This is a genomic window from Cellulomonas humilata, from assembly GCF_013359775.1.
Classification (GTDB): domain Bacteria; phylum Actinomycetota; class Actinomycetes; order Actinomycetales; family Cellulomonadaceae; genus Cellulomonas; species Cellulomonas humilata.
Map to the genome: position 1 here is coordinate 1 of NZ_JABMCI010000066.1, position 19,868 is coordinate 19,868.

At 74.7% G+C, this 19,868-nt stretch carries 24 protein-coding genes; 17 read left to right on the forward strand and 7 right to left on the reverse strand.

Annotated features, from left to right (window positions below; genetic code table 11):
- Both HP550_RS12005 and HP550_RS12010 read right to left on the reverse strand, forming a co-directional pair.
- Positions 1-324, reverse strand: a 324-nt coding sequence (locus tag HP550_RS12005) for a hypothetical protein (protein WP_175347933.1), incomplete at its 3' end; no start/stop codon positions are given.
- 68 nt (positions 325-392) lie between these two features.
- The gene (locus HP550_RS12010) at positions 393-716 is read right to left on the reverse strand and encodes a PLDc N-terminal domain-containing protein (protein WP_175347934.1); all 324 of its coding nucleotides are present in this window, start codon (positions 714-716) and stop codon (positions 393-395) included.
- Between the two features lie 62 nt (positions 717-778).
- Here HP550_RS12010 and HP550_RS12015 point away from each other — a divergent pair, with 62 nt between their 5' ends.
- Positions 779-1,072: a DUF4229 domain-containing protein gene (locus tag HP550_RS12015; protein ID WP_175347935.1), complete on the forward strand. Its 294-nt coding sequence runs from the start codon at positions 779-781 to the stop codon at positions 1,070-1,072.
- Here HP550_RS12015 and HP550_RS12020 read toward each other — a convergent pair.
- Together HP550_RS12020 and menE are read right to left on the reverse strand one after the other, a co-directional pair.
- Positions 1,069-1,941 carry a 1,4-dihydroxy-2-naphthoate polyprenyltransferase gene (locus HP550_RS12020; protein WP_175347936.1) on the reverse strand — a complete coding sequence of 291 codons (873 nt, stop codon included), beginning with the start codon at positions 1,939-1,941 and terminating at the stop codon, positions 1,069-1,071. The two genes, HP550_RS12015 and HP550_RS12020, sit on opposite strands and share 4 nt — an antisense overlap.
- Positions 1,938-3,074: an o-succinylbenzoate--CoA ligase gene (gene menE / locus HP550_RS12025; RefSeq protein WP_175347937.1), complete on the reverse strand. Its 1,137-nt coding sequence runs from the start codon at positions 3,072-3,074 to the stop codon at positions 1,938-1,940. Before menE ends, HP550_RS12020 begins: the two co-directional genes overlap by 4 nt.
- Before the next feature lie 93 nt (positions 3,075-3,167).
- Here menE and HP550_RS12030 point away from each other — a divergent pair, with 93 nt between their 5' ends.
- The 3 genes from HP550_RS12030 (at position 3,168) to HP550_RS12040 (ending at position 5,650) form a co-directional block, all read left to right on the forward strand.
- A complete protein-coding gene (locus tag HP550_RS12030) occupies positions 3,168-4,262 on the forward strand; it encodes a DUF3048 domain-containing protein (protein WP_175347938.1) in 1,095 nt (364 codons plus the stop codon).
- Positions 4,263-4,282: 20 nt separating this feature from the next.
- Positions 4,283-5,365: a DUF3048 domain-containing protein gene (locus HP550_RS12035; RefSeq protein ID WP_246280826.1), complete on the forward strand. Its 1,083-nt coding sequence runs from the start codon at positions 4,283-4,285 to the stop codon at positions 5,363-5,365.
- A gap of 120 nt (positions 5,366-5,485) precedes the next feature.
- Entirely contained in the window at positions 5,486-5,650 is a 165-nt protein-coding gene (locus HP550_RS12040) for a hypothetical protein (RefSeq protein ID WP_175347939.1), read from the forward strand.
- On the opposite strand, the gene HP550_RS12045 is transcribed toward HP550_RS12040, so the two are convergent.
- Positions 5,647-6,612 carry a 1,4-dihydroxy-2-naphthoyl-CoA synthase gene (locus HP550_RS12045; protein WP_175348195.1) on the reverse strand — a complete coding sequence of 322 codons (966 nt, stop codon included), beginning with the start codon at positions 6,610-6,612 and terminating at the stop codon, positions 5,647-5,649. The two genes, HP550_RS12040 and HP550_RS12045, sit on opposite strands and share 4 nt — an antisense overlap.
- Positions 6,613-6,724: 112 nt before the next feature.
- On the opposite strand from HP550_RS12045, the gene HP550_RS12050 reads away from it, so the two are divergent.
- Genes HP550_RS12050 through menD form a run of 4 tightly spaced genes read left to right on the forward strand, consistent with a single transcriptional unit; the run spans position 6,725 to position 10,450 of the window.
- Complete coding sequence (locus HP550_RS12050; protein WP_175347940.1) at positions 6,725-7,048, forward strand: DMT family transporter; 324 nt, start codon at positions 6,725-6,727, stop codon at positions 7,046-7,048.
- Positions 7,045-7,617, forward strand: a complete 573-nt coding sequence (locus HP550_RS12055) for a TetR/AcrR family transcriptional regulator (protein ID WP_175347941.1) — start codon at positions 7,045-7,047, stop codon at positions 7,615-7,617. The genes HP550_RS12050 and HP550_RS12055 overlap by 4 nt, the downstream gene beginning before the upstream one ends.
- 20 nt (positions 7,618-7,637) lie before the next feature.
- Entirely contained in the window at positions 7,638-8,597 is a 960-nt protein-coding gene (locus tag HP550_RS12060) for an o-succinylbenzoate synthase (protein WP_175347942.1), read from the forward strand.
- Entirely contained in the window at positions 8,594-10,450 is a 1,857-nt protein-coding gene (gene menD / locus HP550_RS12065; protein ID WP_175348196.1) for a 2-succinyl-5-enolpyruvyl-6-hydroxy-3-cyclohexene-1-carboxylic-acid synthase, read from the forward strand. Before HP550_RS12060 ends, menD begins: the two co-directional genes overlap by 4 nt.
- Here the strand turns inward: menD and HP550_RS12070 are convergent.
- A complete protein-coding gene (locus HP550_RS12070) occupies positions 10,437-10,595 on the reverse strand; it encodes a hypothetical protein (RefSeq protein WP_175347943.1) in 159 nt (52 codons plus the stop codon). The two genes, menD and HP550_RS12070, sit on opposite strands and share 14 nt — an antisense overlap.
- Positions 10,596-10,744: 149 nt before the next feature.
- Here HP550_RS12070 and HP550_RS12075 point away from each other — a divergent pair, with 149 nt between their 5' ends.
- Positions 10,745-12,427 (forward strand): trypsin-like peptidase domain-containing protein, encoded by a 1,683-nt coding sequence (locus HP550_RS12075; RefSeq protein WP_175347944.1) that lies wholly within the window; start codon positions 10,745-10,747, stop codon positions 12,425-12,427.
- Positions 12,428-12,494: 67 nt separating this feature from the next.
- On the opposite strand, the gene HP550_RS12080 is transcribed toward HP550_RS12075, so the two are convergent.
- Positions 12,495-13,847 (reverse strand): isochorismate synthase, encoded by a 1,353-nt coding sequence (locus HP550_RS12080; protein ID WP_175347945.1) that lies wholly within the window; start codon positions 13,845-13,847, stop codon positions 12,495-12,497.
- Between the two features lie 73 nt (positions 13,848-13,920).
- Between HP550_RS12080 and HP550_RS12085 the strand changes: the two genes are divergently transcribed.
- The 8 genes from HP550_RS12085 (at position 13,921) to HP550_RS12120 (ending at position 19,839) form a co-directional block, all read left to right on the forward strand.
- Positions 13,921-14,640 (forward strand): demethylmenaquinone methyltransferase, encoded by a 720-nt coding sequence (locus HP550_RS12085; protein WP_175347946.1) that lies wholly within the window; start codon positions 13,921-13,923, stop codon positions 14,638-14,640.
- 183 nt (positions 14,641-14,823) lie between these two features.
- Positions 14,824-15,393, forward strand: a complete 570-nt coding sequence (locus tag HP550_RS12090) for an alternate-type signal peptide domain-containing protein (protein ID WP_175347947.1) — start codon at positions 14,824-14,826, stop codon at positions 15,391-15,393.
- 27 nt (positions 15,394-15,420) lie between these two features.
- Positions 15,421-15,957, forward strand: a complete 537-nt coding sequence (locus tag HP550_RS12095; RefSeq protein ID WP_175347948.1) for a hypothetical protein — start codon at positions 15,421-15,423, stop codon at positions 15,955-15,957.
- Between the two features lie 16 nt (positions 15,958-15,973).
- Entirely contained in the window at positions 15,974-16,537 is a 564-nt protein-coding gene (locus tag HP550_RS12100; RefSeq protein ID WP_175347949.1) for a hypothetical protein, read from the forward strand.
- Positions 16,534-17,286 (forward strand): signal peptidase I, encoded by a 753-nt coding sequence (locus HP550_RS12105; RefSeq protein ID WP_175347950.1) that lies wholly within the window; start codon positions 16,534-16,536, stop codon positions 17,284-17,286. The genes HP550_RS12100 and HP550_RS12105 overlap by 4 nt, the downstream gene beginning before the upstream one ends.
- Positions 17,283-17,945, forward strand: a complete 663-nt coding sequence (locus HP550_RS12110; RefSeq protein ID WP_175347951.1) for a hypothetical protein — start codon at positions 17,283-17,285, stop codon at positions 17,943-17,945. Before HP550_RS12105 ends, HP550_RS12110 begins: the two co-directional genes overlap by 4 nt.
- A gap of 248 nt (positions 17,946-18,193) precedes the next feature.
- The gene (locus HP550_RS12115) at positions 18,194-19,444 is read left to right on the forward strand and encodes a geranylgeranyl reductase family protein (RefSeq protein ID WP_175347952.1); all 1,251 of its coding nucleotides are present in this window, start codon (positions 18,194-18,196) and stop codon (positions 19,442-19,444) included.
- 32 nt (positions 19,445-19,476) lie between these two features.
- Positions 19,477-19,839, forward strand: a complete 363-nt coding sequence (locus tag HP550_RS12120) for an NADH-quinone oxidoreductase subunit A (protein WP_175347953.1) — start codon at positions 19,477-19,479, stop codon at positions 19,837-19,839.
- Positions 19,840-19,868 lie beyond the last annotated feature (29 nt).

A 19,868-nucleotide genomic window follows, 5' to 3' on the forward strand; every position in this document is an offset into this window, starting at 1 on the left:
GGCCGACCCGTGTGCGGCCTCGAACGAGGCGACCCCGGGGCGCTGCCAGGTGGTGGAGTCCCGTTCGGCGAGCAGCACCGCCGACCGGACTCCGGCGAGCACCCCGTCCACCGGCCGCAACCCGGACAGCACCGCCCGCCGGCTCGCCGCATCCTGCGCGCCTCCGTTGGCCACGAGCCCGGCGAGTCGTCGGGCCGCCGCTAGCAGCTCCGCGACCGCCGCCGCCACGACCCGGGCGTCGACGGGCCCGTCCGGCTGCCGAGCCTTATTGCCCGCACCCGAACGCCAGCCACCCTCAGCGTCGGCAGGAGCGGCTTCGAACATGTGTACGATTCTACCCGAACCGGACACCCCGGAACGAGGCCGGAATCAGGATGTGGACAACCCGCCGGTCACGGAACAGGAGGGGAGTCGTCCGAGGATCCCGGGTCGGCGCGCCGACGGTCCTCGTCGAGCCGCCACAGGAACTCGGGGTCGTCGTCGGGAGCGGTGGGACGCCTGCTCTGCCGCGGCGCGCCCGGGCTGCCGGCGGCCGCGGTGCGACGGGACCACCGCACGGCGAGCCACACCACGGCACCGAGCAGGGGCACGAAGAGGATCAGCAGGACCCACAGCGCCGGGTGCACCCCGAGCCGCTCCTCGGCGGTGCTGCGGATGACGTCGAACGCGCAGTAGACGGTCAGCCCGATGATCAGCAGGACGGCGAGGTTCCTCACCTCGTCAGACTAGACGCCGCCCGGCGGACGGGCGCCCCCGCGGAGCGTCCTACGCTGGGACCGTGCCATTCGTCGTCTACTCGGTCCTTCGCCTCGCGCTCTTCGGGGCCTGCCTCGGTCTGCTCTGGTGGGCGGGCCTGCGGTCGTGGCTGGTGGTGATCGTCGCGGCGTTCCTGGCCTGGGGGCTGTCGTACGTGCTGCTCAGCGGCCCGCGCGACGCGGCTGCGCTCCAGCTGGCCGAGCGTGCGGAGCGTCGACGAGCCGCCGGCGACCGGACGGTGCTGGGCAAGCGCGCCCAGCAGGACGCCGACGTCGAGGACGCGGCCGACGAGGCCACGCGCACCCAGGAGTCCTAGAGGGCCAGGCCGAGCCCGAGGAGCACGCCGAACCCGAGCTCGAGCAGGCCGGTCCCGGCGAGCACGGGGACCAGCGCGCGGCCGCGGGCACCCAGGAGCACGGTCACGGCGAGGATGACCGCCGGCGCCAGCAGGACCAGGACGATGAGCGTCCAGGGCGACGCGAACGCGCACACGATCCCGCCCAGCAGGACCGGCAGGATCACCATCGCGGCGTAGACGCGTCGGGCAAGTCGGTCGCCGAGCCGCACGGCGAGGGTGCGCTTGCCGACGAGGGCGTCGGTGGGGATGTCCCGAAGGTTGTTGGCCATGAGCAGCGCGCACGCGAGCAGCCCGATGGACACCGCGCCGACCCACGCGGCCCAAGAGAGCTCGTCGGCCTGCGTGTACGTGGTGCCCAGCACGGCGACGAGCCCGAAGAAGGTGAAGACGCCGACCTCCCCCAGCCCGAGATAGCCGTAGGGGTTCTTGCCGCCGGTGTACCCCCAGGCGGCCGCGATCGCGATCACCCCGACGCCGAGCAGCCACCAGTAGCCGCTCACGTACACCAGTGCGAGCCCGAAGATGCCGGCGACCGCGAACGCGGCGAACGCCGCGCCCCTGACGGTGCCCGGGCTGGCGGTGCCGGACGCGGTGAGCCGCATCGGGCCGACGCGGTCCACGTCGGTGCCGCGGATCCCGTCGGAGTAGTCGTTGGCGTAGTTGACGCCCACCTGGAGCGCCAGCGCGACGCCGAGCGCCAGCGCGGCACGCCCGAGGTGGGCCTCGCCCAGCTGGGCGGCAGCCCCGGTGCCGACGAGCACGGGGGCCGCGGCGGCCGGGAGCGTCCGCGGCCGTGCACCCTGCACCCAGTCGCTGGCAGTCGTCACGGGGAGTTCCTCTCGAGGTGGCGTGCGGCGAGCAGCGTGGCGGCCCGACGGTCGATCTTGCCCGGCCCGCGCAGCGGGAGCGAGTCCGTGACCACGACGTGCCGGGGCGCGTGCGTGGCGCCGAGCCGGTCGGTGACGGCCGCACGGGCGTCGGCCAGCGTCGGCGGGGTGGCCCCGGACCGCGGGACGACGACGGCGACGACGAGCTGCCCCCACTCGTCGTCGGGAATCCCGACCACGCAGACCTCGCCGACGCCCGGCAGTCCGGCGAGCACGGACTCCACAGGCCCCGGCGGCACCTTGACGCCCCCGGTGACCAGCACGTCGTCGGCGCGTCCGAGCACGGTCAGGACGTCGCCGGACCACGCGCCGAGATCCGTGGTGCGCAGGTGCCGGACCCCGTCCACCTGCACGAACGCGTCCGCGTCCAGGTCGGGTCGCCCGAGGTAGCCGTCCGCCAGGACGGGACCGGCCAGCAGGATGCGTCCCTCGGTGTCCAGCCGGACGGACACGCCGTCCAGCGGCCGCCCGTCGTAGACGCAGCCTCCGCAGGTCTCCGACATGCCGTACGTGGTGACGACGCGGACGCCCGCGGCCCGCGCGCGGTCCAGCAGGTCCGGCCCCGTCGCGGCGCCGCCGAGCAGCACGGCGTCGAACGCGGCCAGGGCGGTCGTCGCGGCGGGGTCGTCGAGCAGCCGCACCAGCTGGGTGGGCACCAGGGAGGTGTACCGCGGTCCTGGCCCGGTCATCGCGGCGGCCGCCGCCACGAAGGCCGACGCGCGGAACGGCCCCGCGGTCGTCGCCACGGGCTCGGTGCCTGCCAGCACCGAGCGGACGAGCACCTGGAGGCCGGCGACGTGGTGTACGGGCAGCGCCAGCAGCCACCGACCTGGGCCGTCGAGCCGGGCCTCGGTGGCGGCCGCCGACGCGCGCAGGGCCGACGCCGACAGCAGCACGGCACGCGGATCGCCCGTGGACCCCGACGTCTGCACCACCACGGCGATGCCGTTGGGGACCTCGCGGCCGTCCACGGGACCGGGCGAGACGGCCGGCCCGGTACCGCTCAGGGCGGCCTCGAGTGCCGGGAGAAGGAGCTCCGGCCGCGCGGGGACGTCTCGCACGGGCCGGCTCACCCGCCCAGCGTAGGTCCGTCTGCGCGCGCGCCCGGCCGGGGCAGGCGCCCCGACGCCGTAGAGTGTCGCGCGATTCACACCCGAAGGAGCACCGTGCCGTCCGTCCTCACCGCCCCGCCCGCCTCCCGCCGGGCCGCCGTGCTCGTGGCGCTCGCGACCACCGCCACGCTCGCGCTCGGTGCGTGCAGCGGACCGCCGACGGACCCGACGCCTGTCGCGCCCGTGACGCAGGCCCCCGTGATCGAGGCGGCCAAGGGTGCTCCGCCCGCACCGGTCGTGCCGCCGCGCTGGCCGCTGACCGGCGTCACCGCCACGGAGGTCTCGACGCGGCCCGCGCTGGCCATCAAGGTGGAGAACTCGACGGAGGCCCGCCCGCAGACCGGGCTCGACCAGGCGGACGTCGTCTGGGAGCAGGTCGTCGAGGGCGGCATCAGCCGGTTCGTCGCGGTGTACCAGTCGCAGGTGCCGGCCGAGGTGGGCCCGATCCGGTCGGTGCGCCCCATGGACCCCGCGATCGCCGCGCCGCTGCACGGACTGATCGCCTTCTCCGGCGGTCAGCCCGCGTTCGTCCAGGCGTTGAAGAACGCCGGACTCCAGACGGTCAGCATGGACGCCGGGGCGGGCGGCTTCTACCGCAAGAAGGGCGTCGGCCCGGCGCCGCACAACGTGTACGGCACCCCGCAGACGTTCTGGGACCAGGCGGACGCCGACCACTCCGCGGCGCCCGCCGCGCAGTTCGTGTTCGCGAAGGTGCTCGACAAGGCCACGGCGGTTGCCTCTGGTGGGCCGTCGTCGACCGTGGCCGTCCGGCTCTCCGGCTTCTCGCGGCCCACCTGGACGTGGGACGCGGGGACCGGGACGTGGCTGCGCGCCGAGGGTGCGACGCCCGCGACGCTGCGCTCGGGTGCTCGGATCGCCGCGACGAACGTGGTGACGCTGAAAGTGCGCCTCATCGACTCCGGCACGGTCGACCCGGCGGGCAACCCGGTCCCGGAGACCGTGCTCGAAGGCACGGGCGAGGCGACGATCTCCAGCGGCGGCAAGACGGTCACCGGCACGTGGACGAAGGGGTCGAGGGACGCGGTCCTCACGCTCGCCACGCCCGACGGCGCGGTCGTGACGCTCGCGCCGGGGAGCACGTGGGTGGAGCTGGTCCCGCGGGACTCGGGCTCGGTCACCATCAGTTGAGTGAACGACGGGGGAGCACGATGACGACGACCACACGACGATCCGGACGGGGCGCGGTAGCCGCGGTGCTCGCGGCCATGGCGCTGGCCGTCGCCGGGTGCACCACGCCGGCGCCGGAACCGCCGCAGGAACCGCCGTCCCCGGTGGTGCAGGGGCCCACCATCGCGCCGAACAAGGTGCCGGCACCCGTGCCCGTCGTTCCCCCCGTGTGGCCGCTGACCGGCGTGGCCGGGGAGCCGGCCGCGCGGCCGTCGCTCGCCGTGAAGATCGAGAACACGGCCGTGGCCCGTCCGCAGACCGGTCTGGACCAGGCGGACATGGTCTGGGAGACGATCGTCGAGTTCGACGTGTCGCGCTTCGTCGCCGTGTTCCACTCGCAGGTGCCCGCGGAGGTCGGCCCCATCCGGTCGGTCCGCCCGATGGACCCGCAGATCCTGGCGCCCATGCACGGCCTGCTCGCGTTCTCGGGCGGCCAGCCGGGCATCCTCGACCTGGTCGCGGCCAGCGGCGTCCAGATGATCAGCCACGACGCGGGTGCGCCGGGCATGTACCGGGTCCGGGACAGGGCCGCGCCGCACAACGTCTACGGCAACCCGACGATCTTCTGGGGACAGGCGGACGCCGACCACCAGGCGCCGCCCGGCGAGCAGTTCACCGTCGCGCGCAGCGCCGACCGTGCCGCGGCCGTCGTCGGCGGCACCCCGGCGAGCACGCTCGCGTTCCGCCTCTCCGCGGCGTCGAGCCCGACCTGGACCTGGGACGCCGGCAGCGGCACGTGGCTGCGGTCGGAGGGGTCGACCCCGGCGACGGCCCGCAGCGGGGCGCGGCTGTCCGCGGTCAACGTCGTGTCGCTGACGGCCCCGCACCCGAACTCCGGGTTCGGCGCGCAGGGCGGGGCGGCGGTGCCCACCTACGAGCTGGTCGGCTCGGGCGACGGCGTCGTCGCGACGGGTGGCAAGACCATCCCGGTGCGGTGGCAGCGGAACGCCCAAGAGGTGCCGATCCGGCTGTTCACCGCCGACGGCCAGCTCGCGGACCTGGCGCCCGGGAACACCTGGGTCGAGCTCGTGCCGGCCGGCAGCGGGTCGCTCACCATCGGCTGAGCCGGCTCGGTTGTCCGTCCACGGGATGATCCCCGGGGGCGGGTTGGCCACCCCAGGGCGGGAGCGCGACGAGCCCGCGGGCCGATGCCCGGCGGCAGGTGCGCGGGCGACGCTGGACGCATGGCCACTCTCACGCATCCCCAGCCCACACCCGTCGAGCACGACGTCCGGTCGCTCGGTGCGGTCCTCGTCTCGGCCGTCGTCCTCGTCGCGCTGCTGGTCGGCGCCGCGGGCGTCCTCGGCTCGATCGTGGACCTCGCCGGCTGGGCCCTGTCCAGCAGCTAGTACGCGTACGGGAAGCCCGACCAGTCGGGCTCGCGGCGCTCGAGGAACGCGTCCCGCCCCTCGACCGCCTCGTCGGTCATGTACGCCAGCCGGGTGGCCTCCCCGGCGAACACCTGCTGCCCCGCCAGGCCGTCGTCCGCCAGGTTGAACGCGAACTTGAGCATCCGGATCGCCTGCGGTGACTTGGTCGCCATGATCCGCGCGTACTCCAGCCCGGCCTCCTCGAGCTGCTCGTGCTCGACCACGTCGTTCACCGCGCCCCACGCGAGCGCCTGCTCCGCCGAGTACTCGCGGGCCAGGAAGAAGATCTCGCGGGCCCGCTTCTGCCCGACCTGCCGCGCGAGCAGCGCGGACCCGTAGCCGCCGTCGAACGAGCCCACGTTGGCGTCGGTCTGCATGAAGCGGGCGTGCTCGCGGCTGGCGATGCTGAGGTCGGCGACGACGTGCAGCGAGTGACCGCCGCCGGCCGCCCAGCCGTTGACCAGCGCGACGACGACCTTCGGCATGGTGCGGATCAGGCGCTGGACCTCGAGGATGTGCAGCCGCCCGGCGCGTGCGGGATCGACGTCCTGCGCCGTGTCGCCCGACGCGTACTGGTAGCCCGACCGGCCGCGGATGCGCTGGTCGCCGCCCGAGCAGAACGCCCAGACGCCGTCCTTCGGGCTCGGTCCGTTGCCGGTCAGCAGCACCGTGCCCACGTCGGACGTGGTGCGCGCGTGGTCGAGGACGCGGTACAGCTCGTCGACCGTGTGCGGGCGGAACGCGTTGCGCACCTCGGGCCGGTCGAACGCGACGCGGACGACGGGCAGGTTCCGGGCGGTCGCGCCGGCCGCCACCTGGTCCGCCGTGGGGCGGGCGAACCCGCGGTGGTACGTGAGGTCCGTGAGGTCCTCGAACCCGTCGACCGTCCGCCAGCGCGTCGGGTCGAACGTGTCGGAGACGGGGTCCGGCAGGGGAGGCAGGGTCACGGCGGCAGCCTAACCGCGACCGTGCAGTCTGGTACGCTTGTACCAGAACGTGCGCGGGACGGCGGGGACTGCCACCCGGCGCGCACGCGGAGAGTGGTGCACCACCATGGCCTGGATCGTCCTCGTCCTGTCCGGCATGCTCGAGGCCGGCTGGGCCCTCAGCCTCAAGGCGTCCGACGGCTTCACCAAGCTCTGGCCCAGCGTCCTGTTCGTCGTCCTGCTCGTCGCGTCGATGGGCGGGCTGTCCTGGGCGCTCAAGACGCTCCCGGTCGGGGTCGCGTACGGCGTGTGGGTCGGCATCGGTGCCGCCCTGACGGCCGTGCTCGCCGTCGTGCTCTTCCACGAGACCGTCTCCGTGCTGAAGATCGTCTCGCTCGTGCTCATCGTGGCCGGCGTCGTGGGCCTGAACCTGTCGGGCGGCCACGCGTGACCGACCGTGGTGCCCGCGGGAAGGGTGCGCGCCGCCGCGCGGACCTGGCGACCGCCGCCGCGACCCTCCTGCTGCGCGAGGGGCCGGGTGCGCTCACCCACCGGCGCGTGGCGCTGGAGGCGGGAGCCTCCCTGTCGGCGACCACCTACTATTTCGCGTCCCTCGACGACCTCGCGGCGGCGGCCGGAACCGCCCTGGCCGACGCGTGGGCGGACCACGCGCGCGCGGCCCTCGCCGGCGCGCCGGCCGTGACCGTCCGGCAGGACCCCGACGCGTCCGCGCAGGTGCTCGTCGACGCCGTCCTCCCGCCCGGGGACGACGCCGGCGTGCGCAGCTACTACGAGCACCTGCTGGGGGCGGGTCGGCAGGCGTCCCTCGCCGCGGCGTTCGCGGGCGGGCGCGCGGCGGTCGACGCCGTCCTGGGGCAGCTCGTCGTGCACGTCGACGCGCCCACGTCGGCCGCGGTGACCACGGCCCTCGTCGACGGCGCGGTGGTCACCGCCCTGACCGAGCAGCGACCCGTGCGGGCGACGGCGCGGGCCCTGCTCGTCGAGGCGTGGGGTGCGTGAGTCCGCCGTACGCTGGCGGCGTGCTCCACGACCCCGCTGACCTGCACGTCTGGTCGCTCCCGCTGCGCACGCGGTTCCGCGGGCTGACCGTCCGCGACGGGGTGCTGCTGCGCGGCGACGCGGGCTGGGGGGAGTTCAGCCCGTTCTGGGACTACGACGCCGACGAGTCGGCCGCCTGGTGGCGCGCTGCGGTCGAGGCCGCCGACGAGGGCTGGCCCGCACCCCTGCGCACCCGGATCCCGGTCAACGTGACCGTGCCCGCCGTCGACGCCGAGACCGCACACCGGATCGTGCGCGGCTCGGGCGGCTGCCGGACCGCGAAGGTCAAGGTCGCCGAGCCGGGGCAGTCGCTCGCCGACGAGATCGCCCGGCTGGAGGCGGTCCGCGACGCGCTCGGCCCCGGCGGTGCCATCCGCGTCGACGCCAACGCGGCATGGGACGTCGACACCGCCGTGAGCCGGCTGGTCGCCCTGGACCGTGCCGCCGGCGGCCTCGAGTACGCGGAGCAGCCGGTGCCCGGCGTCGACGACCTCGCCGCGCTGCGCCGCCGCACGCACGTGCCGATCGCCGCCGACGAGTCGATCCGCCGCGCGCAGGACCCGTTCGCGGTGGCGCGGGCGCACGCGGCCGACGTCGTCGTGCTCAAGGTCCAGCCGCTCGGCGGGGTGCGCGCGTGCCTGGAGCTGGCGGAGCGGATCGGGCTGCCGGTCGTGGTCTCGTCGGCCCTCGAGTCGTCCGTGGGGCTCGCCGCCGGCGTCGCGCTCGCCGCCGCCCTCCCGGAGCTGCCCTACGCGTGCGGTCTGGCCACCGCGCAGCTGTTCACCTCGGACCTGGTCGACAGCCCCTTCCTGCCGGTCGACGGGGCGCTCGACGTCCGCCGCACCTCGCCCGATCCCGCGCTGCTGGCAGCCTCCGCGGCGCCCCCCGAGCTGACGGACCGGTGGCGCGCGCGCGTCGCGGCCGTGCGGGCTCGGGCATGATGGCGGGCGTGCCGACGACGACCGCCCTCGCTCCCGACCCGGCGACCTCGGCGGCCCGCGTGATCGTGCAGGCGCTCGCGGCCCTCGGTGTCGAGGACATCGTGCTCGCCCCCGGGTCACGCAGCGCGCCGCTGGCCTACGCGGTCGCCGACGCAGCCCGCCCCGACGCCGAGCGCCCGGCCGGAGCACCGAGCCTGCGCCTGCACGTGCGGGTGGACGAGCGCTCGGCCGCGTTCCTGGCGGTCGGGCTGGCGCGCGCCTCCGCCCACGGTGACGGCGACCAGCTCCACGCACCGCGGCCGGTGGCGGTGATCACCACGTCCGGCACCGCGGTGGCCAACCTGCACCCGGCCGTGCTCGAGGCGCACCACAGCGGTCTGCCGCTGCTGCTGCTCACCGCCGACCGTCCGCACGAGCTGCGGGGAACGGGGGCCAACCAGACCACCGACCAGGTGGGCATGTTCGCCGGTGCCGTCCGCCTGACGATCGACGTGCCCGCCCCGGTCGGTCGCGCGGACGAGGCGCGCAGCCTGCGCCGCACGGTCTCGCGCGCGGTGGCCGCTGCCACGGGTGCGCGCACCGGTGACCCGGGACCGGTGCACCTCGACCTCGCGTTCCGGGAACCCCTGGTGCCCGGGGACTCCTCGTGGCCGGAACCGTCGACCGCCGGGCTCACGGTGGTGCAGGCGCGCCACGTGCCGGCCGGCTCGAGCACGGGAGCGGTGCCCACGGTCGCGGACCCGACGGCACCCGCCCGCCGCGGCGGGGTGGCGACCGTGCTGGTGGCCGGGGACGGCGCCGGACCGGCCGCACGCCGGCTCGCGGAGGCGAACGGCTGGCCCCTGCTGGCCGAGCCGTCCTCCGGCGCGCGCGGCGGTTCCCACGCCATCGCGGCCTACCGCCTGCTGCTGGCCCATCCGCTGCTGGGCGGGGCGGTCCGCCGCGTCGTCGTGCTCGGGCGCCCCACGCTCTCGCGGCCGGTGCAGCAGCTGCTGGCGCGCGAGGACGTCGAGGTGGTCGTCATCGCCCCGCGCGGCGCCGACTGGCCCGACGCCCCGCGCAACGCGACCGACGTGCTGCTCGAGCCCCCCGCCCGGATGCGGCAGGGTCGGATGCCCGCACCGGCCGGGTGGCTCGACGCGTGGCACGCGGCCGACAAGGCGGCGGCGTCGGCGATCGATGCGGTCGTCGGCGGGCCTGACGGCCCTGACGCCGGCCGCCGCTCGCGCAGCGGTACCCGCGTCACCGGCCCGGCGCTGGCGCGCGTGGTCGCGCAGGTCAGCGGGCCCGGCGACGCGCTCGTCGTCGGCTCGTCGAACCCGGTGCGGGACCTGGACCTGGTGGCGCGCTGGGACAGCCCGCCCGTCGTGCTGGCCAACCGCGGGCTCGCGGGCATCGACGGCACGGTGTCCACCGCGGTCGGCGTGGCGCTCGGGCTGCCCCGCCGCCGGGTCCGCGCCTACCTGGGCGACCTCACGTTCCTGCACGACGTCGGCGGCCTGCTGCGCGGCCCGCTCGAGACTGCGGTGCACCTCCAGCTCGTCGTCGCCAACGACGACGGCGGCTCGATCTTCGCGACGCTCGAACCGGGGGAGCCGGCGCGCGCGGACGTGTTCGAGCGCGTGTTCGGCACCCCGCACGGCGCCGACCTGGCGGCACTGTGCGCGGGCTACGGCGTGCGGCACACCCGCGTGAGCGACGTCGACGGCCTGCTGCCCGCGCTCGCGGCTCCGGGCCCGGGGCTGAGCGTCGTGGAGGTCCGCGTCGACCGGGTGGGGCGCCGCGCCCTCGGCGAACGGATCTCCGTCGAGGTCCGGGCCGCCGTCGACGCGGTGCTGCCTACATCCCGATGAGCGAGCCGGGCGCCGGCGGCCCGTAGACCGGCCGCTCCTTCCCGCAGCGCAGGCAGACCTCGTAGTCGGCCTCGCGCCCGCCCACCTCGGGGTTGCGCTCGTGGTGCCAGAGATGCCGTCCGACGTGACACAGGATCCAGCCCATGACTGCCTCCTCGTGCACGACGTTACCCGCGGGCACCGAGGCCGTCGACGGGCGATCCATCCGAAACTCGCAGCAGATTCCCAGGTTCCGCGAAGGCTCCCTCCAGCGCGAACGGGTCTGATGGTCGTCGACGAAGGAGGGCACCCCACATGACCACCACCCCGGAGCACGGCGCGGCCGACCAGACGCCCGCAGCCGACCAGCACCCGCAGGCACAGCCGACGCAGCCGCTGCCGCCCGTGAACCCGACGCAGCCGTTGCCGGTCCACGCCACCCAGCCGTTGCCGGTCCACGCCACCCAGCCGCTGCCGGCGCACCCCCGCCCGGCGCACCCCACCAACCCGTTCCAGCCGCCGCACCCGGCCGCTCCCGCGGACCAGCGGGCCGCGTACGAGGCCGCCCAGCAGCAGGCCGCCGCGCAGCAGGCGTCGCAGATGGACCAGTTCGAGGCTGTCCGCCGCGCCCAGTGGGAGGCCGCCCAGCGCGCCGCCGCACACGACCCCGCAACCGCGCCCCAGGCTGCCTACCAGCCTGCGGCGGCCTACGCGGGGGGACCTGCGCCCCAGGGCCCGGTCCCCCCGCAGCGCAAGCGCAGCCTGTGGCTCCCGGTCACGTCGGCGGCCGCGGCGGCGGCGATCGTCGCGGCGATCGCGACCGTCGGGATCACGCAGACGCTGTCCGACGACGACGCGTCGGGGAACCGGCCGGCCTCGCTGGCGACCATCGGCCAGGCGGCCAACGACACGGTCCCCGTGGCCGGCTCGACGTCGGAGGACCCGGACTGGGAGGCCGTCGCCAAGGCGGTCCAGCAGTCGGTCGTCGCCATCCAGGTCAGCACCGGCAACGGCGGCGGCGCGGAGGGCTCGGGCGTGATCATCGACGACGCCGGCCACATCGTCACCAACAACCACGTGGTGGCCGGCGCGGACGGCGAGGTCCAGGTCACCCTGACCGACGGCCGCCTCTTCGACGCCACGATCGTCGGCACCGACGCGACCACCGACCTGGCGGTCATCAAGCTGACCGACGCCCCGGACGACCTCAAGGCCGCGGCCATCGGCGACTCGTCGACGGTCGTCGTCGGCCAGCCCGTGATGGCCGTCGGCAACCCGCTGGGCCTGGCCAACACGGTCACCACCGGCATCGTCTCCGCGGTCGACCGCCCGGTCTCCACCTCGGGCGACAGCACCAGCGAGGCCACGGTCACCAACGCGATCCAGATCGACGCGGCGGTCAACCCCGGCAACTCGGGCGGCCCGCTGTTCGACGCCGAGGGCCGCGTGATCGGCATCAACTCCTCGATCGCCACGCTGTCCAGCGAGTCCGGCTCGATCGGTCTCGGGTTCGCCATCCCCGTCGACCTGGTGAAGAACATCGCCGCGCAGCTCATCGACGACGGCACCGCGGAGCACGCGTTCCTCGGGGTGTCCCTGTCCGACGGCACGGCCACCGCCGACGGCGTGACGCGGCGCGGGGCGGTCGTGGAGCAGGTCACGGACGGCTCGCCCGCGGCGAAGGCCGAGCTCCAGGCGAACGACACGATCGTCGCGATCGACGGTGACGCCGTCGGTGGCGCCGAGTCGCTGACCGCCTACGTGCGGGCGCTCCCGTCCGGCACCGACGTCACGCTGACGGTCGTCCGCGACGGCAAGACGGTCGAGGTCGACGTGACCCTGGCAGTCCGCCCGGAGACGGCCCAGTCGGAGCCGCAGCAGCAGGCGCCCGACGAGCAGCAGGCGCCTGACGACCAGCAGGGGCAGGAGGGCATCCCCGAGGGGATGAGCCCCGACGAGCTGTGGGAGTGGTTCCAGCAGCAGCAGGACCAGGGCTGAGCACCGCCCTCTGACCCGCCGGGCCGTCGTCCCCACGGAGCCCGGCGTCGGCCGCCCGGCCGGGGCGTCAGCTGTCGCTGACGTCCCGGCCGAGCGCGTACCGCATGGGGACCAGCTTGGCCTCGGACTCCGCGACCTCGGCCGGGGGATCGGACGCGGCGACCACCCCGCAGCCGGCGAACAGGCGCACGCTGCGCGGGTCGTCGGGGTCGATGGCCGCCGAGCGCAGCGCGATGCCCCACTCGCCGTCGCCGTCGGCACCGAACCAGCCGACAGGCCCGGCGTAGCGGGCGCGGTCCATGCCCTCGATGCTGCGGATGAGCTCGCGGGCGGCCGCGGTCGGCGTGCCGCACACGGCGGCCGTCGGGTGCAGGGCCGCCGCGAGCGCGAGGGACGAGGGGTGCGCGGCGGCGCCGGTCGGCGCGGTGAGCACCCCGGTGACGTCCGACGCCAGGTGCAGGACGTTGGGCAGGTGCAGGACGAAGGGCACGTCCGGCACGTTGGTCGACGAGCAGAACGGCTCGAGCGCGTGCGCCACGGAGGTCACCGCGTACTCGTGCTCCTCGAGGTCCTTGGACGAGTGCGCGAGGATCGCCGCGCGGGCCATGTCGGCCGCGTCGTCGCCGGTGCGCCGGATCGTGCCGGCGAGCACGCGGGACGTGACCAGGCCCTTCTCGGACCGGACCAGCAGCTCGGGCGTCGCGCCGATCATGCCGTCGACGCTGAACGTCCAGCACGACGGGTACTCCACGGCCAGCCGCTCGAGGGCCCAGCGCGCGTCCACGGGGTGCTCGGTGCGCGCGTGCACGTCCCGTGCCAGCACCACCTTGTCGACGGCACCGGCCTTGATCGCGGCGATGCCGCGCGCGACGACCTCCCGCCACCCGTCGGCGCTCACCGCGCCGTCCGAGTACACGACCGTGCCCGGGTCGACGGGCGGCACCCGCGGCCCGACGACGTCCGCGAGCCGGGGCGGGGCGCCCAGGCGGGCGCCCGTGGTGATGGTGGTGAGCCAGGTGCGTCCCGCGCGGCGTCCGACGACCACGCGCGGCACGACGATCACGCTGCCCGCCGCCGAGTCCTCGTCGAACGCGAAGGAGCCGAACGCGACGGGACCGGTCCCGGGCAGCTGGACCTCGTCGCGCACGATCGCCCGCGCCAGGACGTCCTGCCAGGCGCGCTCGGCGTCGGCGAAGCGGTCGGGGCCGCTGACGGCGACGCGCAGGGTCTCGCCCCACGCCACCAGGCCGTCGCCGCGGCGCACCCATGCGAGGGGCGCCTGCGACGGCAGCAGGCCGAGCAGGTCCAGGGGGTCCGTGGTCGCCGCCTCGGTCGTCCCGCCCAGCGCGTCCAGCGCGACCGTGCGGACCACGAGCGGGTACGGGACCGCGTCCGCGGGGGCGGAGGTCTGCGTACTCATCGGTGCCAGCGTATGCCTCGGTCACCCGTGCCTCCCTGTCGAAAGGCCCCTGCGGACCTGCGACGATGGACACATGTCCCGCGCCTCCCTCGACAAGGACCCCCAGGACGTCGCCGCCATGTTCGACGCGGTGGCCCACCGCTACGACCGGACCAACGACGTCATCTCGCTCGGTCAGGACCGCGCCTGGCGCAAGGCGACCCTCCGGGCAGTCGCCGCCCAGCCCGGCGAGACCGTGCTCGACCTGGCAGCCGGCACCGGCACCTCGTCCGAGCCGATGGCTGACGCGGGCGTGCGGGTGGTCGCCTGCGACCTGTCCGTCGGCATGCTCGAGGTGGGCAAGAAGCGCCGCCCCGACCTCACGTTCGTCGCCGGCGACGCACTGCACCTGCCGTTTGCGGACGAGTCGTTCGACGCGGTGACCATGTCCTTCGGCCTGCGCAACGTGAACGACGTCGACGCCGCGCTGGCTGAGCTCCTGCGGGTGACGAAGCCGGGCGGACGCCTGGTGGTGTGCGAGTTCTCCCGCCCGACGTTCACGCCCTTCCGCGTGGTCTACCAGAACTACCTGATGCGGGCCCTGCCGCCCGTCGCCCGTGCGGTGTCCAAGGAGCCGGAGGCGTACGTGTACCTCGCGGAGTCCATCCGCGAGTGGCCGGACCAGCGCACCCTCGGCCTGCAGATCAAGCACGCCGGCTGGACCCACGTGGCCTACCGGAACCTCTCGGGCGGCATCGTCGCCCTGCACCGGGGCACCCGTCCGGCCGCAGAGGGCATCGCCCGTTCGGCCTAGGCCGAGAACGGTCCGATTCGCGGGCGTTCGCCCGCTGGACTCCCAACTGCTCGGGTGGTAACCCCTCGCTGACTCTCCACGGTCGGATGATGACCGTTCTCAACCACTCAGTTCCGCAGCCCCCCTGCCGAGAGCCTCCGCAGCCGGTCGATGTCACCGGCCTCGGCTACGGGAGGCATGGACATGCGCAAGACGACGAAGGGCGCCCTGGCAGTGGGCGCCGGTGTAGCACTGCTGCTGGGCGGCGCGGGCACGATGGCGGCGTGGCAGCTGACGAGCACCGCGGCCACCGGCACGGTCTCGTCCGGTGAGTTCAACCTGGCGACCACCGCGGGTGCGACGTGGAAGTGGGGCACGGCCACCAGCGCCACCGGCTGCACCGCGACCACGACGGACTTCCCGGTGGGCGCCAAGATCGTCCCCGGCGACTGCGTGATCTACACGCAGCCGATCACCGTGACGGCGAGCGGCAACCGCCTGGTGGCGACGCTCAGCGTGTCGGCGATCGCCAACTCGGGCGTCTGGTCCGGCCTCACGGCGACGTCGGCGACGACGATGGACGCGAACCCGGCCGTCACCGGTGCGGGCAGCCCGTTCACCATCACGCCCGGCACCGGCACGGTCAACGCGACCGGCAAGGTGGTGACCACGATCGTCTTCGACCCGGCCACCACGAGCAGCACCGGCCAGAACAGCACCGCGACGCTGAACGGCGTGACGCTCGTGCTGAAGCAGACGGCGCCGACGACCTAGTCCTCGACCCTCTGATCGCCTGAGCCGATGCCTCCCCGCCTGCGCCCCGCGCTGGTCGCGTGCGTCGCCGTCGTGCTCCTCCTCGTGGGGAGCACGACGGCGTACGCGGCGTGGGCACGGTCGGCGACGGTGGCGGCGGGCGCGGTCACCGGTGGCTCCTTCAGCGGCACGGTGACCTGGTCGACGGCACCGAACCTGGCGGGCATGCACCCGGGCGAGACCCGGGTGGGCGTGGTCCAGGTGGCGCGGACGGCGAGCACGAACGGGCGGTGGGTCTACGCCGTCGGGGCGCCGACAGCGGCGCCGTCCGGCACGGTGACCGCGGCGAGCACGGCGCTCGCCGGACAGCTCGTCGTCACGGTCTACACAGGCGCCACCTTCACCGGCACGACGTGTGCCGGCACGCCGGCGACGCTCGGGGTCGCCAGCCCCGTCCAGGCGCTCGGCGCAGTCGTCCGGCACTGCGTCGCGGTCCGTCTCCTGCCGACCGCCCCGAGCACCGTGCAGGGCGGTTCGGTGGCCGTGACCGTGCCGATCACGCTCGAGAACCGATCGACCAACTGACGCGACGGGACGCACCATGAGCTCGAGGGACGAACGCGCCGGGGGCCGGGCCGCCATGCCCGTCGCTCGTGCCGCCCGTCGCGCTGTCCGCAACGCCGTCGGCGTGCTGAGCGTCGTGCTCGCGATGGTGCTGGTCGGCTCGGGGACGGCATGGGCCTGGTGGACCGACGCCCGCAGCGTGGCGAGCGCCGCGACCGCGATCGACATCCGGCCGGGCACCCCCACCTGCACGCCGAAGCCGGACGAGAGCTCCGACATCGCGGACTCGCCCGCGACGATCGCCTGGGCCCCTCCGGCCCTGCCCGCCGGTGCGACGGCGACGTACACGGTGACGGCGGTGTCCGACACCAACGTCACGCGGACGTTCACGCCGAGCCCGGCGTCGACGCCGTCCCTCCTGCTCTACCCCGCCAACGTGGGCTCCTCGACGGCGGACAGGCTGCGCCTCCAGACGCTGACGGTCACCGCCACGGTGACCTTCCCCGGCGGGGCGGTCTGGACCTCACCGCCCAGCGGCTCCGTGAAGGCCCAGGCGGTCCGCTCGTTCTTCTTCTTCCTCAACATGGGATGCCCGGCGTGACGACCGCCGACCGGCCGGACGCGGTTCCGGCTCCCGCGGCGCGCACCACGCGTTCGGTCGCCCGCTGGGTCGGCGGCACCGTGTCCACCCTCGCGCTCCTCGCCGTGGTGGTGGTCGCACTGGCGCTGATCGTCGTCCCGCTGCTCCTGGGCGCGACGCCGTACACCGTGCTCACGGGGAGCATGCGCCCCACGCTCCCTCCGGGGGAGCTGGTGGTGACCAGGCCGCGGCCGGCGGCCGACATCACGCTCGGAGACGTGATCACCTACCAGCTGCGCTCCAACGAGCCCGAGGTCGTCACGCACCGGGTGGTCGGGGTGGGATCGACCTCCGAGGGGGAGCGCACCTTCATCACGCGGGGCGACGCCAACAACCTGGACGACGACCCCGTCCGCGCCGTGCAGGTCCGGGGCGTCGTCGTGTACCACGTGCCCTACCTCGGCCACCTGAACTCGTGGGTGGGGGTGAACCGCCCGGGCTGGTTGCTCAAGGGCGTGGCCGCCGCCCTGATCCTCTACGGGCTGGTGCTGGTGGGCGGTGGGCTGCGCGACCGGCTCACCCGACGGCACGCCGCCCTCGACGCCACCGAGCCCGCGCCCGTCCCTGAGCCCGTGCTCGTGCACGTCGCACCGGCACCGCCCCGGACGGTCCGCCGTCCGAACGACCCGGTCGTCGTCGGTCTCGTCGTGTGCGCGGTCTCGGTCGTGGCGCTGGCGGTCGCGAGGCGCTCCTCGGCGCCACGGCGATGAGCGCGCTCGCGCGCGTCGTCGGGTCCGCGGGCGTCGCAGCGCTGCTCGCCGTCGGCCTGCCCGCAGCCCCGGCGCAGGCCGCGGGCGAGCTCGAGCTCTCCCTCGACGGCGTCTCGTGGTCGACCACCCTCGCCGCGGACCTCTTCGCCGGCGCGGGGCTGATCGTGCCCGGTGACGTGCTCGAGTCGGACCTGTGGGTGCGGAACGCCTCCGGCGACCGGGCGCGGGTGGAGCTGGACGTCGCGGACGCCATCGGGGCCGCGCCCGGCACGCTCGCCGGTGACCTCTCGTTGCGCATCGACGGTGCGCCGACCGCGGGCGGAGCGCGGTGGCGGGGGCCCGACCTCGCACCCGGGTCCGCTCTGCGGATCCCGCTCGTCCTCACCTTCGACGCCGGGTCCGCGACCACGAGCCAGGTCGACGTGGCCACGGTCCTGGACGCCGTCATCCTCGTCCAGACGGCGTCGGGACCGGGGTCCGCGCCGACGACCCCGGGTCCCGGCCCGACACCGCGCGCACCGGTGGCCACGTCCTCCGGCGGCGGGCTCGCGCACACGGGTGTCGAGGTCGGCGGCGCGGCCGGCGTCTCGTTCGCCGTGATCGGCCTCGGCCTGCTGCTCGTGGCGGCGCGCCACCGGTCGCGACGCGCGCGGGACTGAGCGGCGCGCAGTTCCCGGTCGGCTGCCCAGATGCGGCTGCGGGGGTGAACAATGGGCCTCGCGGCGCAGGCGTCGCACCCGCCCGCCGGGGATTCCCGGGCGGTCGACCGGCAGTTCACGGCATGTTCCTCACCCCCTCCTGTGAAGTAAGGAAAGCCTTCGCAGACAGCCCTTGGGGCGCTGGTTACACTCGCCGGAGCAGTGCGTGAACAACGTCACAAGTGGGGTCACCAGTGGTGGATGCAGCGATGGATGACGCGGACGTCATCGTCGTGGGCGCGGGCCCGGCCGGGTCCGCCGCCGCGTTCCACTGCGCCTCCGCGGGCCTGGACGTGCTGCTCCTGGAGAAGTCCGAGTTCCCCCGGGACAAGGTGTGCGGCGACGGTCTGACGCCGCGCGCGGTCGCCGAGCTGGTCCGCATGGGGCTGCCCATCCGGGAGCAGGACGGCTGGATCCGCAACGTGGGGCTGCGCGTGATCGGCGGCGGTCACCGCCTCGAGCTGGCGTGGCCGGAGCTGTCCAGCTACCCGTCGTACGGGCTCGCCAAGTCGCGCATGTCCCTGGACCACACGCTGGCCGACCACGCACGGTCCGCGGGCGCCAAGCTCCAGGAGCGCACGAACGTCACGGGTCCGGTGCGCGACGAGCGCTCGGGTCGCGTGGTCGGGGTGCACGCCAAGGTCGACGGCGAGATCGTCACGTACCGCGCGCCCGTCGTCATCGCGGCCGACGGGGTCTCCGCCCGGCTGGCCACGGGGATGGGCCTGGAGAAGCGCATGAACCGCCCGATGGGCGTCGCCGTGCGCACCTACTTCCAGACGCCCCGGCACGACGACCCGTGGATGGAGAGCCACCTCGAGCTCCGCGACGACGACGGCCACCTGATGCCCGGGTACGGCTGGATCTTCTCGCTCGGCGACGGCACCGCGAACGTCGGGCTCGGCTCGGTGGCCTCCACGGCGGCGCCGACCAAGGTCGACTACAAGAAGCTCTTCGCCACCTGGATGCGGCACGTGCCTGCCGAGTGGGAGTTCACGCCCGACAACCAGGTGGGCCCCGTCAAGGGTGCGGCGCTGCCCATGGGGTTCAACCGCGGGCCGCTGTACGGCAACGGGCTCATGCTCGCGGGCGACTCGGCGGGGATGATCAGCCCGTTCAACGGCGAGGGCATCGCGTACGGCCTCCAGGCCGGCCGGGTCGCGGCCGACGCCATCTCCCAGGGCCTGGCCCGCGGGACCGCGGCCGGTCGGGAGCGCGCGTTCGCCACGTACCAGAACCGCATGAAGGACGACCTCGGCGGCTACTACACGCTGGGCCGCGTGTTCGTGCGGCTCATCGAGCACCCGGAGGTCATGCGGGTGTGCACGCGGTACGGTCTGCCGCGGCCGCTGGTCATGAAGTTCGTGCTCAAGCTCCTCTCCGACTGCTACGAGCCGAAGGGCGGTGACCTGGTGGACCGGGTGATCGCCGGACTGGCCCGGATCGCCCCCTCCGCATGACCCCCGACCACAACGAAGTGGAGTGACGCGCGATGAACAACCCGTACGTCCCGCTGCTCTTCCTCATGGGGATCGCCGCCGTGCTCGCCCTCGGCGGCGTCGGCGCGAGCGTCGTCCTCGGCCCCAAGCGGTACAACCGCGCCAAGCTGGAGGCGTACGAGTGCGGCATCGAGCCCACCCCGCACGCCATCGGCGGCGGCCGCTTCCCGATCAAGTACTACCTGGTCGCGATGACCTTCATCATCTTCGACATCGAGGTGGTGTTCCTCTACCCGTGGGCCGTGAGCTTCGCCGACCTGGCCCTGTTCGGGCTGGTCGCCATGATCGGCTTCCTGGTGCTCATCACGGTCCCGTTCGTCTACGAGTGGAAGCGCGGCGGGTTCGAGTGGGACTGACGAGCAGAAGCGCGCCGTCCATGAAGGAG